This window comes from Chloroherpetonaceae bacterium (assembly GCA_033763895.1).
In the GTDB taxonomy this organism is placed as follows: Bacteria; Bacteroidota; Chlorobiia; order Chlorobiales; family Thermochlorobacteraceae; genus JANRJQ01.
Genome location: JANRJQ010000004.1, coordinates 336,371 through 353,537 on the forward strand (window position 1 = coordinate 336,371; position 17,167 = coordinate 353,537).

Below are 17,167 nucleotides of genomic sequence, written 5' to 3' on the forward strand. Positions count from 1 at the left end.
AAGGAATAAAAAATTTTTTTCACCTCACGCTCTTTTGATCCCTTTTATGTAAGGTTGTTCATTTTAGAAGAGAAGTTCGCACCTCTGTGAAAAAAAAATTGCAAATTGCAGGTTCTAAATCATTAATGAGATACGCAATCAATGTCTTATCCCGAAATTTCGATTTACAATACCTTATCAAGAAAAAAAGAACGCTTCACTTCGCAAGTAGAGGGTTTTATTTCGATGTATGTCTGTGGCCCTACGGTTTATGGTCACTCACATATCGGCCACGCCAAAAGCTACATTTCATTTGATGTAATGGTTCGCTTATTTCGTGAGGTAGGTTATCGGGTTCGATATGTACAAAATATTACTGATGTCGGTCATTTAACCGACAATGCCGATGAAGGTGAAGATAAAATTGCCGCAAAAGCACGGGCTGAAAAATTAGAACCCATTGAAATCGCACAGGCTTACACGCGTTCCTACTTTGACGATATGGATGCATTAGGCGTGCTCAGGGCGGATATCGCCCCTACTGCAGCAGGCCATATTCCAGAGCAAATAGATTTAATCACCTCCTTGATTGAAAAAGGACATGCGTATGAAGTCAATGGCTCCGTTTATTTTGATGTGACTTCATTTGCCGGTTATGGAAAGCTATCTGGCCGTGTCAATCAAGAAGATTTAGAGAGTGGCACTCGCGTTGCGGTGAAATCAGAAAAAAAGAACCCGTCAGACTTTGCTCTTTGGAAAAAGGCCGATACCAGCCATATCATGCGGTGGAATTCACCGTGGGGCGTGGGATTTCCGGGATGGCATATTGAGTGCTCGGCAATGTCAATGCGATACCTTGGAGAAACTATTGATATTCACGGCGGAGGACTTGAAAATCAATTCCCGCATCATGAATGTGAAATTGCCCAATCGGAAGCGGCAACAGGCAAGCCTTTTGTTCGGTATTGGATTCACAACAATATGGTAACAGTGGCCGGTCAAAAAATGGGAAAATCTTTAGGGAATTTTACTACCATCAAAGATGCGCTTGCAAAAATTCAACCCCTCGCGCTTCGATTTTTTGTTTTACAATCTCATTACCGCTCAACACTTGACTTTACTGACGAGGCGCTCTTTGCCTCTAAAGCCGGATATGAAAAGCTCCTTGATACCTATATGCGACTTCTCACCAGCTCTTCAACAGACCGCTCCGAAAACCTTCCCGATGATTTCATCGTGATTGCAGAGCGTGAAATTATGGACGCTCTTTGCGATGACTTTAATACGCCCGGTGCAATTGCTTCGTTATTTGATTTCTCACGAGAACTTAACCGCCGAATTGCCGAAGGATTACTCACACAAAATGAAAAGAACCGTTCAGTCGCTCTTTTTGAAAAATATGGTGGGAGAGTTCTTGGAATTATCCCTTCAGAAGTGTCCTCTCAGAGTTCAGGTCGAAACGCATCTCAGGAAACCTTAACCAAAGTAATGGCTCTTGTTTTGGACTTAAGAAAAGAAGTTCGAGCGAAAAAAGATTTTGCCACAAGCGATTTCATCCGAGATCGATTAAAAGAAGCCGGAATCGAGGTGAAGGATACAAAGTCTGGTACTGAATGGAAGCTTTCTTAACATTATGATTTTGAGTTCGCTTCTAAAATATTTAGACTGGTGAACATCAGAAATAAGAAGAACATCGAAACTGTTAAAATGGGTAACCAAAGGATGATTCGAAAAGGCTCAATTTCGTAGAAAGCATTAATGAGATTAGCGGGGAAGAATTTCCACGGAAGATGTATCAAGCTAAAATAGAGTGCGAAAAGCACCATCCCAATTGAAATGATACTCCATCGTTTTTCCGGAATTGCATTCAAACAGATGTAATAAAAATTCCCGATGCAAATAATGGCGTAAGTACTCACCATAATCATTTTCTCTTCAATTGGACTCAGGTCAAAAAAATGTTTCCCTACTTCAAGAGCACAAAACCCACTCCCTAAGAGCGCCACCAAGGAAACACTAATAAACTTAAAAAGCCTTTCAAAAAATGTACCTAATTCAATTTCATTCTTATTGAAGAGCGTAATAAAGTAAACCGGAATCGCAACACCTAAAACGCTCACCAACCCTGACCGTCGCGGCGTAAGTGGAAATATTGTCCCGAATAAAAGAGTCATGATTTCTAAACAAAGCACCAACAGGTTTTTTGTAAGGTATAATTGAGAAATTGAGAGAACCGTGCTCATAATGACTTTACCTTCTTTGAAGATGCTTGGCAGTATTGAAAACTTGTTGTTCAAAAGAACAATATCCGCGATTTCCTTTGTAATGCTGCTGCCGGATTCCATCGCAATTCCCAGCGTTGCTTCCTTTACCGCCGGTACATCATTGACCCCATCGCCAATCATCACCGTTCTTTCGCTATGATTGAGTTGCCGAATAATTCGCTTTTTCTGTTCAGGGCTTAGCCGCGCAAACACAACCTTTTCTTTCACTACCTTCTTGAATTCATCTTCATCGATTTTATCCAATTCATTCCCTGTTATTACTTTGTCATTTTCAACCACCCAATTGGCTTCCTTTAGGGTTCCTAATATAGAGCCAGCATGATCCCCCGAAAGCAATTTCAATTGAATCTTGTTTTGAGCAAAAAGCTCAAGTGCTTCTTTTGTATCATGACGCAATGCATTGTGTAAAGTGATAATGGCTAATGGGATAAACTCGATTTGATTAGATTTGAAAACCTCTTCAAACTCCATTGTTTCAGGTAAAAGAACCGCGATAATGCTTCTTGAATTTTGTGAAGGGCTATTTTTTAGGGCTTCTTCTATTCTTTCACGCACCGTGAGTGTTGATTTACCGGCAATCATTTCAGTAGCCCCTAAAATGAGCTTAAATGGCTTTCCTAAAGCTTCAAACGAAATGCCGGAATACTTTCGCACAGAATTGAAGGGTATTTCATCGAATTTTCTTGATTGATGAAACGAGAGTTTTTTGAGCGCTTCTAAAGTTGGGTTCGACTCTGAAAATAAACTTGCCCCGGTACCAATTACTTTTTCGACTTCTTCATCGGAGTACTCTTTTGAAATATTGAATAACGATTCTATCGAAAGTTCATTTTCAGTCAAGGTTCCTGTTTTATCAAAACAAACGGTTGTTACGGTTGAGAAGGATTCAATCGCGTTGAGCTTCTGAACCACAGCACCCAACTTCATAATTTGATAAACACCTTTTGCAAAGACCACTGTCGCAAAAAAAACTAACCCTTCAGGAAGCAACGTAATCACCACTGTTGCGACACGCCGAATAAACTCGATATCATTTAAGCTTCCATAATAATTTCTTATGATAAGTTCAAAGAGTGTAAGCAACACAGCCAATGCAAAAGACCAAACAAAAATGGCATCTATTTTCATTTGCAATGGGGTTCTTTGAAACTTGTATTCCTTTGCTAATGAAGAGATTTTATTCGCGTAGGATTCATCACCAATACTTGCAGCTTCGTAGAAGCCGGTTCCTGACACCGCAAAACTTCCTGAGAAAATACTCGCCCCAATTTCTTTTTCAACCACATGATTCTCTCCGCTTAATAAAGATTCATCCATTTCCAATCTGGATGATTGAATCAGTGGACCGTCAACAACAGCAAATTCACCTCGTTGAATCTTTAATACATCACCTTGAACGATTTCCGAATGTTCAATTTCATACGCCTTTCCTTCTCTGATAACAGTAACCTTTCTCTCAACAAGTATTCTTGCCCTCTCTAATATTCTTCTGGTTCTTAACTCTTGGACAATCGCGATGATTGTATTTGCAAAAACAACAATTAATATTCCAATACTATCTAAAACAAGTCTAAAATCATTGGTTGCGAAATAAACACTCGTTAAAACACCGATGATAATCAGATTGATGATGTTGAAAATATTTAAAGCATTTTCAAGAATAATTTCGGTAGTGGGTTTGAGATGCTGGGCTTTCGAATGATTGGTTTTTCCTTCTTTCGTCCGTTTCTTGACTTCTTCTAAACTAATCCCAACTGGGTAATTCATACTGAACAATTATGTTGAAATATTCTTTAATTTAACAGGCTCATTAATAATTGGAAACGAAGGGAGAAAGTCATAACGCAATGGTAATATCAGAGTTCGTAAATTTATAAGACTTGATAACCAACCAGTTCAACTCTTATGGTGTTTATCCAGAATTTCTTTTACTTCCTTCTCTTCATCTTGATTTATCGTCTTCTCCGCTATTTTACGACTTCCCTTTTTGTTAAACTCGGCCTATACACCTACTATTCGCCTCGTTTTTTTACTGTCCCACTTGGGTTCAGAATGCTCGAGATTCATTTAGGCTCTTCTTATGATTTCTTCAATTCATCGAAGTTTCTTTCTGTTCGGCAAACACTTGGTTTTGTAGCGTTGGGATTAAAGAATTTTTGTTTAAAAGCAAAAGAGAACAACACATCCCCCGATACAAAACTGAAAGGGATTGTATATTATTTCAATGCAAATTCTCTCAATCAATTTGGATTTAAAACACGGCCCTTGAAATTCTATGAGTGTATTCTTTTCAGCCTCAATTATCTCGAACTATGTTTGCTATACAGCATCGTGAAAAAAAGATTTTCATTGATTCCCCTTACAACCGTTAAGGTAGCCTATTCTACAGCCGGTGAGATCATGAAATTTTATCCGACTTATGAAAAATATTCCGAATTGCTCACTAATTCTTCAAAACCCACGCCTTCTGTAAACGAAGATAAAGAATACCTTCAACGCCTTCCGTCAAAGTCAATTGCAGCTTAAAAAAGAAAGCCCGATTTCTCGGGCTTTCTATACTTACAGTAATCGTATTTTAGAGTGTAGGTCCGTTATCGACTTTTGATTCAAGCACCGCTTGAATGGTTGGCGATACACGTGACATGATATCAACGCCTGAAGCTTGTTCAATGGCATCCACAGTTGTTCGGTAAGTTCCCCAACTGTTGTTTCTAATTCCTTGCGAATTCGGCATATCCACGGCTATCACTCGTGTCGAGTTGGTTACACGCGTTGCATCATCGCCGCTTGCGGCAGGGATCACAATTATGACTTTCCATACGCGATTAGGAACGGTTACGCGTCCTCCATCAATGGTGGTTTTAAATCCTGATGAACCTGTTCCACCCGTGCCATACTGACCCATAATGACATAACATTCATTTCCTTGGGCAACTAATGTCCGTGTATAATTTTCCAAATTTGCCCAAGGGCCTTGATTATTATCCGGCGATTGAGGAATCATGTTGGTCATTAAAAACGTTGCTGAATTATTGGCCGTTGTGCTGGTACGATCGGCTGAAGGGCAATTGTGACCACGGTCGAATCCAGAACCGCTATAGCTATTTCCTCCAACTTGATACCATCCCGTCGGCAAAGTTGCATCGTTGCGAAAATCATCTTGACGTTGAGCCGACCCCAACCAAGTGTTATCGACATGCCAAGCAACCCAATTCGGAATTCCCTTATCGCGATGATAAGAAAGCGTGTATTGCGATTTTACCATCAAATAATTGGTTGGCGTAGAGGTGGTTGTTGAAGCATTGGATGGATTGCCCATATAAAGATGGACACTGCTGGGCAATGGCGGAAGAGTCCAACCACCACCTGAAGTGGAAAGGCTTACGGATAAAGAATACCCGCTGCTTGCACTTGATCCACTATAAGAATTGACATAGACATAGTAAGTACCTGACGTTGACAGTGTGCTTGAAATGGATTCACGTGTACCTGTTCCAAGTTCAGAACGAGAAATCACTGAGCCGGAAGCATTCAAAAGATAAAGATCATAATCAACAGTTGAAGGAACGGTGAGCGAAATGGAAACAGATTGACCGCTATTTCCGGTAAAGCGGAAGTAGTCAACATCACTCGCTGAGGAAATGAATCCGGTGAAGGTTGTTGGTAAAGTGAGGCTTTGTGCTTGTGAAGTTGAATTATTTGGTTCAATTTCTCCGCCGGAACCGCTTCCGCCGCCGCTTGAATAATCGGTAATGGTGATATCATCGATATTGATTCTCGCAGAGCCTCCAGAGACTTTTCTAATTTCAAAACGGACTGTGCCACTAATATTGGCCGTAAAAGTTGCCGTAGATAAAGTCGTTGATGATGTAGCAACCGTTGAACCAACTTTCACCCAAGAGGTTCCGCTGTTTGTTGAAGCCCATAATTCCCAAGAGCTATTGGCATCTGATCCATACTTTGCATGTTTGATGCTTACAGTTCCGGCACCACTTATGCGGTCGAAGGTCATCCGAACAATTCCTGAATTGACGATTCTCACTGAACGCGTCCCGGCAAAGCGATCGCTCGTGCTTGTGCCTATTAAAGCGTCGGTCAGTAGCCAAACCCCTGAGGTCAATGTGACATTACCTGAAGCGTAAGAGGTTTTTGAACCATTTTCAAAACCTTCCGTAACCGTTCCCGTTGTCAAAGCATTGGTTGAAATCCCATTTTCTAAACCCGGGCTAACGGAGTCAACGGGTGCAAGCGTGTTATCCGAACACGACGCAATTAAAAAAGCCATTAAGCAGGCAAGTGCTATTTTTGTTATACGTTTGAACATATTTGTATTGAGTTTACTGTTAGAATTGAAAAAGAAGAAAAGAAAATGGTAGAATGAAAGGAAGAGAGCCGCTCAAAAGAAGAGCGAAAAGCGGTGCCATAGCAGATTTATAGCTTCTGCTGAAAATGCCTTGAATCGCAAGGATGAAATAAATTGATAAGATTAAGAGAAGAAACGGTATTCTTCTTGTAACAACTGTTGATAGTTTGTATGATGCTTTCGCGCGGAGAGCGCGTTCGGTCGAAGCATAGCCCCTGATGAGAATCAAAATCATTCCCATCAAACGGGAATGCTTAGACATCTCTTACTATTTTAATTGTCATTTGGTTGGAAAGATTTTACTTACAAAAGCGTGCAAACATACATGCTCTACGTTACTATATCATTAAGAAACGCTTGCTATTGAAACATTTTCGAATTCCTGTATAACGGCAATTTTATTTTTGAGTGATTTGAGCGATTTTCTTTTAACGAAGAAATTTCCTGTGATTTATATCACGACTGAAAGTGGGCGTATGTGTTGCTTTTAATACTAGAAATGAGAGTAACCGTTTTCTTTGACTCTCACTAAGGATCTCCTTTAATTTTTTCAAACACCTTAGTGAGCGACGCTAATTATTGATTCAAAAAGGTTTGGAATGGAAGTTTATGATGAGAGCAACGAATAAAATGAGCGGGTAGGGGTTCAAAAAAAGGAAGAATATCGTTAGTTATAAACAGCCAACTTAACAGCAGCATCGGTTAGTTGAATTGCCCAACTTGGAAATACACCGAGTACAACCAAAACAACCGCGACCAAAACAATAGCGACATTTGGGTAGAAAATCTTATTTGAAGAAACACTTAAACTATCCATCATATACATCGCGACAATGATTTTCAAGTAATAATAGGCTGAAACAGCACTCGTTAAAACACCAACAACGGCAAGCCAAATATTTCCTGTTTCGACAAGTGAACTAAAAATTAAATACTTACCTACAAATCCTGCAAGCGGGGGAATTCCGGCTAAACTGAGCATAAAAACGGCCATCACAGCAGCAAATATTGGATGCTCCTTCGAAAGTCCTATAAATCCATCTTTGGTTGGCTCCTTTCCTAATGATTCCAAAACGCCAACGACGCCGAAAGCACCAATATTCATTAATGTGTAAATGAACAGATAAAATAAAATTCCACTAAACGAATCATTTGTACCCGCAACAATTCCCGCCAATAAATACCCGGCATGAGCAATTGATGAATATGCGAGCATACGCTTCAAATTTGGCTGTACCAACGCTGCAAAATTTCCTACAATCATTGTCAGTGCCGAAACAATTGCAATTGACTTCGTCCAACGCTCATTGCCATTTAGAAGCGGCGCCACATGAAGGATGATTGAAATCAAGGAAACAAATGCAGCCGACTTCGCCCCCGTGGACATAAATGCCGATGATGGTGTTGGTGTTCCTTCATAAACATCAGGTGTCCATTGATGAAATGGCACCGCTGAAACCTTAAACAAAAAGCCAACAACCAAAAGTGTAAATCCAACCCAAAAAAGACTCATATTATCTCCTGCAAACGACGAGATTACAATTGACTTCAAAATTTTGTGAAACATCAGCTCGCCGGTTGCACCATAAATCAACGCAATGCCATAGAGAAAAATCGCTGAAGCGAATGAACCTAAAAGAAAGTACTTCATCGCAGCTTCATTTGATCGCTGATCTTTTCTGAGCATCCCAGCAAGCACATACAAAGAGAGCGACATCATCTCAAGGCCAATAAACAAAATGGCCATATTTGCAGCAGTTCCCATTAACATCATTCCAACAACTGCAATAAATACAATGATGTAAAATTCTCCATAGTTGATTTTTTTCTCACTTGCGTATTGCTCTGAAGTCAGAACGACAAGCAATCCAGAGAGTGCGAAGAGCGTAATAACGAAATTACTGAACAGACCAGTCCGTATCATTTCAGAAAAAGCGTAAGAAGCTTCCATCGAACCCGAAAAGCTAATTCCAATAACGGTAGTAAATCCAAAAACCGTAAGCCATTTTGTGACTTCGGGTTTATGTGTTGCCGCTTCCATTACAATGATTAAAACTGACCAAAGGGTAGCAAATACCAATGGCAATCCGAGATAAAAATCCATTGCCGTCATAGGCTTAATACTTCACACTTGATTGAAAAAAAGTTATTGAGCTTTCGTAGGTGATTGAAGGGTTAACTGCGCTTTTGACACCTTAGACACAATTTCGTGTGTCGTTTCAGCTGAAAATTTCAGAAACGGCTTTGGATAAACCCCAATCCAAATAATCAATAGAGTTAAAATTGATGCCAATGCCATTTCTCTTGGCGTGAGATCTGCAAATTTTTTTTCCCAATCGCCATTAAGCTCTCCATAAAAAATTTTCTTTATTGGGCGTAACATATAAGCGGCCGAAAGGATGACCCCAAGTGCTGCAAGAACCGAAAAAACCCCAGACTTCGTAGCAATAGAATAAAACGACCCCGTTAAAATCAAAAATTCGCCGATAAATCCATTCAAGCCGGGAAGACCAATTGAGGAAAGTGATGCCAATAAAAAAAAGAGTGAAAGAAACGGCGCACTTTTCTTAAGCCCACCATATTCATCCAACTGAAGACTTCCACCCCGCAATTGAATCATTGATGCTAAATAAAGTAAAAGGGCTGTTGAAAGACCGTGATTCATCATTTGCAATATTGCACCCTGAAGCGAAACCTCAGTTAAAGCAAATATGCCTAACAATAAGAACCCAAGGTGACTGATTGAGGAATAGGCTATCACTAATCTAAGGTCAGTTTCACGAAGTGCAATAATTGCCCCATAAAGAATTCCAAACACTGCAAACCCTGCAATCAACGGGGCATATTCTAAAGAGGCAGAAGGGAAAAGACCAATATTAAATCGTACAAGAGCATAAGTCGCCATCTTGAGCAAAACGCCCGCCACGACAGCCCCAATCGGCGAATTGCGATACACTTCCGGGAGCCACGTATGAAATGGAATCATCGGCGCTTTTACCAAAAAACTAATCGCAAAGAGCCAAAAAAGAATTGATTCTGTTTCAATTGTTATTGAAATGCCTTGTAATTTTCGGTAATCGGTTGTAAAAATTCCCTCGTTCTGTAACCCTCCCAAGTAGCCTAGATAAATAATGCCAATGAGCATTAAAAGTGAAGAGGTTAGCATGAAAAGAATAAACTGTAAAGCCGTTTTTTCTCTTTTATCATTTCCCCAAATTCCAATTAAGAAATACATCGGGATAAGCATTGCCTCCCAAAACATGTAAAAAAGAAAAAGATCTAATGAAGCAAAAATTCCTAAGACTGCTGTTTCTAAAAAAAGCAGAAAGAAAAAAAACTCTCGGGGCTTGTCTTTTCCTTCCTCCCAACTGCCAAGAATAACCAACGGGAATACAATGGTTGAAAATAAAAAAAGGAGCATTGAAGACCCATCTAAACCAATAAGGTATTTGATATCTGTTCGTTCGCCAAGCCAATGATAAAGTCCTTCATCAACAAATTGAAAACCTCCGGCGGGTTCAAAGGCAATAACCAAAATTAGGGTCATAACCAATGGCACCAATGAAATCATCAAAGCGACGAATCTCGCTGAACTGTTTTTCTGATTTTTTGGTAATAAGAATAGAAGCAAGGATAGGAAAAGCGGTGCAGCAATTATCTGCGAAAGCAAAAAACGACTCATTACTAAAGCGGTTAAAACCGTTTGAAATACTTTGATGTGAGATTTTGGATTAACTTTCCAAAATTATCTGCAAACTTACAAAATGAGACCTGAACTGAAAAGTTATATATCCATAAAAACCAATTCCATCAATTTATATGTGCATCCTAATCACCGGGGCCGGAAAAGGCATAGGTAAAGCCATCGCCATTGAATTTGCCAAAAAGCTTCAACCAAACCGCGAAACAAAGCTATTTCTGACTTCAAGAACGGAATCAGATCTTATCTCTGTAAAAAAAATATGCGAAAGTTATGGCGCAGAAGTAGATTATTTGGTTTCCGACCTTTCGACAACCAATGCCGCTAAAGCCACATTTAATATAGCCATAAACCGCTTTCAACAAATTAATTGCCTTGTTAATAATGCGGGTGTTGGAAGATTTAAATCTTTATTTGAACTTACTGAAGACGATTATAACTTCACAATGGATACAAATCTCAAAGCGACTTTTTTTCTAACTCAACTTGTTTTTCAATCAATGCAAAGCGCAAAAAATGGTCATATCTTTTTTATTACTTCCATTGCCGCAGAAAAACCATTCGAGCAAAGCGCTTTGTATTGCATGTCGAAGTTTGGTCAAAAAGGGTTTGTGGAAGTATTAAGACTCTACGCGCAAAAATGTAATGTCAGAATAACAAACGTAATGCCCGGCGCTGTATTTACCCCGATGTGGGGCGAAGAAGGCATAAGAAATGAACAACGAATGATGATGCCGGAAGATATTGCAGAACCCATTGTTCAAGCCTATTATCTTCCAACCCGAACAAGCATTGAAGAAATCGTACTTCGACCTATCGCCGGAGATTTATAAAAATAGCCGCTTTGACTTAGTGCCTATTTAACCTAACGAAAATGATTTTTATTCTTTCACACCACCCATTGTTAATCCGCTTACTAAAAAGCGCGACAACGCAATGAATAAAATCACTACCGGGATACTAACCACTATCGCCCCCGCAGAATACATTCCCCACGCTACTTCCAAATCACTTTGAAATGATTTTAATCCCATTGGCAGTGTAAAAAGACTTGGGTCTTGAACTAGCACTGCCGCAACGAGATATTCACTCCAAGCCGACATAAATGAAAACAATGCCGTTATCACTAAAGCAGGTTGCGCAAGCGGAAACACAATTTTCCAAAAGGTTTGTATTTCAGAACATCCGTCAATTCGTGCCGATTCTTCAAGGCTTCTTGGAATTGTATCATAAAAGCCTTTCATCTGCCAAATGCAAAAAGGTAGCGCTGTTGCCGAATAAGCCACGATAAGCCCAGCATACGAATCATAAATCCCAAGCTGAATCAGCATAATAAAAAGGGGCAACAGGAGCATTGTCACAGGAAACATTTGAGTCGCAATCAAAATAATCATCCCCGAATCTCGCCCCCAAAATTTATAACGGCTGAACGCATAGCCTGCCGTTGATGCCAAAGCTACGCTGACCAAAGTAACCGTGAAACTTACAAGCATGCTATTCAGCATCCATTTTGCAAATGGATGATCTCTAAATATGGCGATGTAACTATTGAAAGTTGCACCATCAGGTATAATCTCTAAAGAAGTTGAAAGTAATTTGTCTCCGGGCCTCAGTGAAATGGTAATCACTTGAAGGATCGGAAAAATTGAAAACAAACTAAATAGAATTAATACCGCATAAATGCCAACTTTACCAGCAGTTGACACATCCCGAGGATTTTTTACTGTTGCCATATCAATAGACGCTTTGCGTGGCTTTTGTCTTGTGAATAAAATTCCATCCAAAAGCAAAAAGAATCGAGAAGATAATCAGTGAAAACGCTGCTGCATATCCGATTCTGAAATAATTCAAACCGACTTTATAAACCCAGCTAACAAGAATGTGTGTTTGATCGGAAGGCTCTCCACCGTTGCTAACTAACCACACCACATTAAAGTTGTTAAATGTCCAAATCGTACCCAAGGTGATTGCGGGAATCATCACGGGCTTGAGAAGGGGAATGGTAATATTGACCAATTTATCGTACCAATTTGCTCCGTCAATGTCAGCAGCTTCATATAAAGCATCAGGGATTGACTGCAAGCCACCCAATGCAACGATCATCATAAAAGGAAACCCAAGCCAAATATTGGTGATCAGAGCAGCAGAAAAAGCACCCCATTCTGTATTTAACCATTGCACCGGTTCTAATCCGAATTGTACAAGAATTAGATTAACAGCGCCATATTCAGAATTAAATAAACCACGCCAATTTAGTGCAGTGATATACTGAGGAACTGCCCAAGGGAGAATTAAGATGACTCTAAACCATTCTTTTCCTTTGATGTTTTTATTAAGCAAAATGGCAAGAAAAACCCCAATCGTCACATGAAAAAACAGGTTAACGATCGTCCATAATATCGTTTTACCAAAAAACCAAAAGAATTTTGGATCCGTGAAAACGTTGATATAATTATCTAATCCTTTGAAACTCCAATCTCTGAAGTGCTCAAGGTTCATATTACTGAAACTAACGAGCACATTATAGATAAATGGATAAAGGACAATTAAAGCCATTACAAAAAGCGACGGCGCTGCGTAGATATACGGAGTCCAATGAATTTTCTTAACCGATTGCATGAAGTCTCCTTTACTCGGCTCAGCAGAATTTTGAACTTGCGATATCGATTTTTCCATTTTTCTAAACCGAATAATTGTTAATGCTTTTCATTTGCTTCATTTCTATTGCTTCATTTCTTTAATCAGCTTTTGAGCCAGCTCCTGCATCTCTTTCGCCGCTTGCTCAGGCGTTTTGCTTCCATTCAGTACCGCTTGATAAGAGGGTCGCATTGAATCCCAAATCACTCTCATTTCGCTGACTACCGGCATCGCTCGGCCAACGAGGATTTGATCCATTGAGCCTCTTAAATTGTCATCGGCAAATGAAGCCATCTGTGCATAAGCTTCTTTTCTTGAAGGGATTGTTCCAACAGCTTTTGTGAATTCAAGCTCTACTTCAGGGCTGCATAAGAATTTTAATAAGTCAACAGTGGCTCGAAGTTTTTCGCCGCGTGTATTGATATTGATGCTATAGCCTCGAGGCGATACCATCGGGGCGGGATAAAGTCCTGTTTCTTCATTGAGCGGAATGCGCGCGATTCCAAAATTCATTCCGGCATTTTTGTAAGTTGCCCACGACCACGGGCCGTTAATAATCATAGCTGCACGGCCTTCCTTGAAGAGCGCATTAGCGGTTTGATAGTCACAGTCTGTTGGAATAATTTTATGCTTATCGCGAAGGTCAACGATAAGTTGTGCAGCCTTAACGGTTGCTTCTGTATTTAAGGTGGGTTCAAATTTTTCATTCATCACACCGCCACCAAAACTTCCTACAAATGGAATAAAGAAATAGGGTTCGGTGTAATTCCACACAAGCCCGTAATTTCCGTCTTTGGTTAATTTTTTCCCCATCTCAATCATTTCTCCAATTGTCTTTGGCGGTACAGGAATAATGTCTTTGTTGTAAACCAAGCAAAGATGGTTGCCTACTTGATCGGCAATTTGATAAAGATGTTCGTTGAGATAAGTATTCGCGGGGAAAGGTTCAGTTATAAAACTGTCTAAAAATTCTTGTTCAAGCTTAACGCCATCGGGGAGTGAATCCATTTGGTGGATAATTTCTAACTGTGTGAACGGTCCTACCATATCAGAAGGCCCATACACCAACTCAGCCCCGCTACCACCCAGCGCGGCAATCATAAAGTTCGATCGAATCGGTTCTGTTTCGTAAAAAAGTTCGCGAAAAACATATCCTTTTTCTGCCCATTGTTTTCCAATAGGGTCTTCTTTTGCAAATTTTTCTAAAGCAACATCCAAAACTTTCCTTTCTCCGGGCTGCATTTGAGTCCAGATAGAGATAATTTTTTCCCTATTGGATGAGCACCCACAAAGTGAAAGACACCAAAAAGTGATAATTAAAAAAATTCTGTACAGAGTCATTGGTAGGTGATTTAAATCGGAAAGTCCGAGTGAAACGGGTAACATTTTAATTTCCGTAACACTCGGACTAACCTAAGTCTTTACAAAACGAAGAAACTTGACTGGATTACTTAACCAGAGTCATCTTCATTGTCTTGTTGAACGAACCTGCTTGTAAACGATAGAAATATACACCGCTTGACATGTTGATTGCGTTGAAATTTTGGGTATAAGTACCAGCATTGAGTCTGGTATTGACCAATGTAGCAACTTTTTGACCTAAAATATTGAAGACTTCCAAACGAACATCGCTTGCTGCCGGAACAGAGAACTTAATCGATGTGCTTGGGTTGAATGGATTTGGATAGTTTTGGCTGAGTTCAAAGTTTTCAACTTTACGTTCATTTCCAACTGAAAGTCCGCCATCACCTTGACCAAAAATACCAATAACGGTGTAGGTGTTTCCTGTAACTGTTGTGGCATTGTTAAAGTTGGCAATTTTGTTAACGCCAAATCCTGCTTCATTGTCCAAAATTCCGTTGCTTGGAGCAGGATTTCCAAAAATTCCGTTATAGAATACTGAATATTTGAAAGGACCAACCGTTAAGAAATTAACAGGGATAGTAACTTCATAAAAACCTGCACCAAATGTTGAACTCGGAACCATTTGTTCAAATCGTTTATCACTAAAGTTTGTAGCTGTAATACTAGATCTCAAAGTTGCTGTATCCCAACCGGGCCAAGAGCCAAAAACACCTTCTCCAGCGAGGTAAATACCATAAGGAATCCCATTAAGATTTCCAGTAAGTGCGCCTGCTGCACGGAGTGAGTCAATGCTGACATTGTTTAGGTCGCGTCTGCCGTTGGTGTTACAAACAAAACGAACAGTGAAACTCTTTGGTGTTTTAAATCCAATGTTGGTTGGAAGACCATCACCTGCACTGCCAACAACTAATTCAGTTGTCTCTGTGCCAAGACTAAAAGTGCTGTTGCTTCCTTGTCCCCAGCCACCGTCAAGAAACGGATTTGGGTTGCGGGTTGTATAGCCTTTAAATTTCCATTGGACTGTAGAATTTGGTGCCCCTGTAATTTGATAGACTCTTGAATAGGCCGGACCCAATCCTTCGATTGAAAGCGGTGCCGGTGTACCTGTCCACCCATTGAAAGAACCTGTTGCACCAATGCTATCGCCTAATGACTCATTAAACCCTGCATTTAAGAGTTCAGTCATATCCGCACGGAATTTAACTGGGCGTGTGATGTTTGCAACTCCAACTGAAGGATCATCATTCCAATATCTTGTTACTGAAATGGTATTCGCTACTGTGGTATCGGCTGCATTTTCTGCGAAATTAACCGTTCTGTCATTTCCATCTTCATAATTGATGGTTGTTCCTCTTACCCAAACGAATTTATAGGTAATAGTTTTGATATTTACTGCACCAAGTGCTGTTGCAGTAGGCCCGTAAAGTGAGTCGTTTGGGCTTGTGCTTCTGATACCACCGAGTCTATTTGCAGCTACCGGATTTCCAAGGCCAGATGCACCAGAAAAGATGAGTGCATATACGGTATCGGTTGTTGCAACAGTTCCCGCTTGAAGAAGTCTGCGCATATTAGCCGTAAACCGAACGGTATCTTGCTGCGCGAAAATTGTTGGCGCTGCTACCATAAGTGCAACCAACAAGGTTAATATTTTTTTGTACATATTTGCTCCAAATAGATGATTAATTTATTTAATAAAGGTATGGTTATAAAGAAAGAACATATTGCTTTGATGCTTAAACCAAATTGAAGGTTTAAGTGTCATTGCGGAAAAAATTAAAACTCCATTCCAATGGCAAACCACTGTGGTGCGTTTAGCCTTCCATAAGTTTGGTAAGTATAGTCAAATCGTATTGCAAAACCGTTTAATTCGTACCTTATACCGGCACCAACTGTTAACCCTTTTTCGGATTCTTCTTCAAACAGTGCATTATATCCAGCCCGAAGGAAAAGAATATTTTTCCAAGCGTATTCCGTACCGAAACTTAAACTTTGTGCGTTATCATTTGGGATATTGGTATCCATTACCAAAGTCCACCTTGTGGCATCATTTCGAATAAGGTCATAAGCTGTACCAATTCTGAAATTGAGCGGCAAATCAAAGCCATCAGTTACTAACCGTGCTGGCACATTAGAATTAACACCGCTTTCGCTTCCTCCAGTTTGATCATAATTTACGGTCAACCCTTCGCCTTCTAATCTCATTTTTGATCCGAAATTAGTGACACTTGCCCCTAAACGAAGACCATTTGGTAATAAACCGGTATCAAACAAGAATCCCACATCAATCGCAATTCCTTGCGCAGAAGTTCGGTAAATGGTTTGGTTTATCAACTTTGCCGAAATCCCAATTGAAAATTGGTCTGTGAGTTCTTTTGCCCAAGTAATTTGAGCGACTAAATCTGAAGCGCCAAACTGTTCTCCTGTGCCATCTTCAAGGTCAATGGTTGTAACTTCCATTTTTCCATAATCGAGGGATGTCACAAAAACACCAAAAGTTCCAAAACCGCCGGCAGGTAAACTCGCCCCGGCTGAATTAATTGAAGTGTTTACGAGCCATTGGCTATGGTTAAATCCGACTTGAACGCGGTCGATTTTCGCAATCCCGGCAGGATTCCAATAAAGTGCCGAAATGTCGTCGGATTGAGCGGCAAAAGCGCCACCCATCGCTATCGAGCGAGCACCAATGCCAATCCCTAAAAATTGCGCAGCGGTTGTGCCAAATTTTGATTGAGCAATAAGTGGCGCATTTGTAATCCAAATCCCTGTAATGAGAAGGACGACCCAGAAGTTTGTAATCCGTTTTTTCATAATCATAATCCTTATTCTGCTTCTGTACTA

13 protein-coding genes are annotated in these 17,167 nt (G+C 40.1%); 3 read left to right on the plus strand and 10 right to left on the minus strand.

Annotated features, from left to right (window positions below):
* Positions 1-141: 141 nt before the first annotated feature.
* Positions 142-1,608 carry a cysteine--tRNA ligase gene (gene cysS / locus SFU91_02135; protein ID MDX2127817.1) on the plus strand — a complete coding sequence of 489 codons (1,467 nt, stop codon included), beginning with the start codon at positions 142-144 and terminating at the stop codon, positions 1,606-1,608.
* A gap of 2 nt (positions 1,609-1,610) precedes the next feature.
* Here the strand turns inward: cysS and SFU91_02140 are convergent, their stop codons facing one another.
* Positions 1,611-4,031 (minus strand): HAD-IC family P-type ATPase, encoded by a 2,421-nt coding sequence (locus SFU91_02140; GenBank protein ID MDX2127818.1) that lies wholly within the window; start codon positions 4,029-4,031, stop codon positions 1,611-1,613.
* Between the two features lie 285 nt (positions 4,032-4,316).
* Here SFU91_02140 and SFU91_02145 point away from each other — a divergent pair, with 285 nt between their 5' ends.
* Positions 4,317-4,790 (plus strand): hypothetical protein, encoded by a 474-nt coding sequence (locus SFU91_02145; protein MDX2127819.1) that lies wholly within the window; start codon positions 4,317-4,319, stop codon positions 4,788-4,790.
* Positions 4,791-4,839: 49 nt separating this feature from the next.
* On the opposite strand, the gene SFU91_02150 is transcribed toward SFU91_02145, so the two are convergent.
* The 4 genes from SFU91_02150 to SFU91_02165 all read right to left on the minus strand — a co-directional run bounded on the left by SFU91_02150 (position 4,840) and on the right by SFU91_02165 (position 10,309).
* Entirely contained in the window at positions 4,840-6,588 is a 1,749-nt protein-coding gene (locus SFU91_02150; GenBank protein ID MDX2127820.1) for a DNA/RNA non-specific endonuclease, read from the minus strand.
* A 19-nt stretch (positions 6,589-6,607) separates the two neighbouring features.
* On the minus strand, positions 6,608-6,889 hold the full coding sequence (locus SFU91_02155) for a hypothetical protein (protein MDX2127821.1): 282 nt from the start codon (positions 6,887-6,889) through the stop codon (positions 6,608-6,610).
* A gap of 405 nt (positions 6,890-7,294) precedes the next feature.
* Entirely contained in the window at positions 7,295-8,731 is a 1,437-nt protein-coding gene (locus tag SFU91_02160; protein ID MDX2127822.1) for an NADH-quinone oxidoreductase subunit N, read from the minus strand.
* A gap of 42 nt (positions 8,732-8,773) precedes the next feature.
* Positions 8,774-10,309, minus strand: coding sequence for an NADH-quinone oxidoreductase subunit M (locus SFU91_02165; protein ID MDX2127823.1), 1,536 nt, complete (start codon positions 10,307-10,309; stop codon positions 8,774-8,776).
* A gap of 137 nt (positions 10,310-10,446) precedes the next feature.
* Between SFU91_02165 and SFU91_02170 the strand changes: the two genes are divergently transcribed.
* Positions 10,447-11,160, plus strand: a complete 714-nt coding sequence (locus SFU91_02170) for an SDR family oxidoreductase (protein ID MDX2127824.1) — start codon at positions 10,447-10,449, stop codon at positions 11,158-11,160.
* A 48-nt stretch (positions 11,161-11,208) separates the two neighbouring features.
* On the opposite strand, the gene SFU91_02175 is transcribed toward SFU91_02170, so the two are convergent.
* The 5 genes from SFU91_02175 to SFU91_02195 all read right to left on the minus strand — a co-directional run bounded on the left by SFU91_02175 (position 11,209) and on the right by SFU91_02195 (position 17,137).
* Positions 11,209-12,060 (minus strand): carbohydrate ABC transporter permease, encoded by an 852-nt coding sequence (locus SFU91_02175; protein MDX2127825.1) that lies wholly within the window; start codon positions 12,058-12,060, stop codon positions 11,209-11,211.
* Position 12,061: 1 nt separating this feature from the next.
* On the minus strand, positions 12,062-13,003 hold the full coding sequence (locus SFU91_02180; GenBank protein MDX2127826.1) for a sugar ABC transporter permease: 942 nt from the start codon (positions 13,001-13,003) through the stop codon (positions 12,062-12,064).
* A 45-nt stretch (positions 13,004-13,048) separates the two neighbouring features.
* A complete protein-coding gene (locus tag SFU91_02185; protein MDX2127827.1) occupies positions 13,049-14,206 on the minus strand; it encodes an extracellular solute-binding protein in 1,158 nt (385 codons plus the stop codon).
* A 205-nt stretch (positions 14,207-14,411) separates the two neighbouring features.
* Positions 14,412-15,989, minus strand: a complete 1,578-nt coding sequence (locus SFU91_02190; GenBank protein ID MDX2127828.1) for a T9SS type A sorting domain-containing protein — start codon at positions 15,987-15,989, stop codon at positions 14,412-14,414.
* Between the two features lie 113 nt (positions 15,990-16,102).
* Positions 16,103-17,137, minus strand: coding sequence for a PorV/PorQ family protein (locus SFU91_02195; GenBank protein ID MDX2127829.1), 1,035 nt, complete (start codon positions 17,135-17,137; stop codon positions 16,103-16,105).
* Between the last annotated feature and the right edge of the window lie 30 nt (positions 17,138-17,167).

Excerpts from the sequence above, each read along its gene's own strand:
- cysS (MDX2127817.1), top strand. The coding sequence starts at position 142 with ATGTCTTATCCCGAAATTTCGATTTACAATACCTTATCAAGAAAAAAA.
- SFU91_02170 (MDX2127824.1), top strand. The coding sequence starts at position 10,447 with ATGTGCATCCTAATCACCGGGGCCGGAAAAGGCATAGGTAAAGCCATC.
- SFU91_02195 (MDX2127829.1), bottom strand. The coding sequence starts at position 17,137 with ATGAAAAAACGGATTACAAACTTCTGGGTCGTCCTTCTCATTACAGGG.
- SFU91_02140 (MDX2127818.1), bottom strand. The coding sequence starts at position 4,031 with ATGAATTACCCAGTTGGGATTAGTTTAGAAGAAGTCAAGAAACGGACG.
- SFU91_02180 (MDX2127826.1), bottom strand. The coding sequence starts at position 13,003 with ATGGAAAAATCGATATCGCAAGTTCAAAATTCTGCTGAGCCGAGTAAA.
- SFU91_02145 (MDX2127819.1), top strand. The coding sequence starts at position 4,317 with ATGCTCGAGATTCATTTAGGCTCTTCTTATGATTTCTTCAATTCATCG.
- SFU91_02175 (MDX2127825.1), bottom strand. The coding sequence starts at position 12,060 with ATGGCAACAGTAAAAAATCCTCGGGATGTGTCAACTGCTGGTAAAGTT.
- SFU91_02155 (MDX2127821.1), bottom strand. The coding sequence starts at position 6,889 with ATGTCTAAGCATTCCCGTTTGATGGGAATGATTTTGATTCTCATCAGG.
- SFU91_02165 (MDX2127823.1), bottom strand. The coding sequence starts at position 10,309 with ATGAGTCGTTTTTTGCTTTCGCAGATAATTGCTGCACCGCTTTTCCTA.
- SFU91_02150 (MDX2127820.1), bottom strand. The coding sequence starts at position 6,588 with ATGTTCAAACGTATAACAAAAATAGCACTTGCCTGCTTAATGGCTTTT.
- SFU91_02185 (MDX2127827.1), bottom strand. The coding sequence starts at position 14,206 with ATGCAGCCCGGAGAAAGGAAAGTTTTGGATGTTGCTTTAGAAAAATTT.
- SFU91_02160 (MDX2127822.1), bottom strand. The coding sequence starts at position 8,731 with ATGGATTTTTATCTCGGATTGCCATTGGTATTTGCTACCCTTTGGTCA.
- SFU91_02190 (MDX2127828.1), bottom strand. The coding sequence starts at position 15,989 with ATGTACAAAAAAATATTAACCTTGTTGGTTGCACTTATGGTAGCAGCG.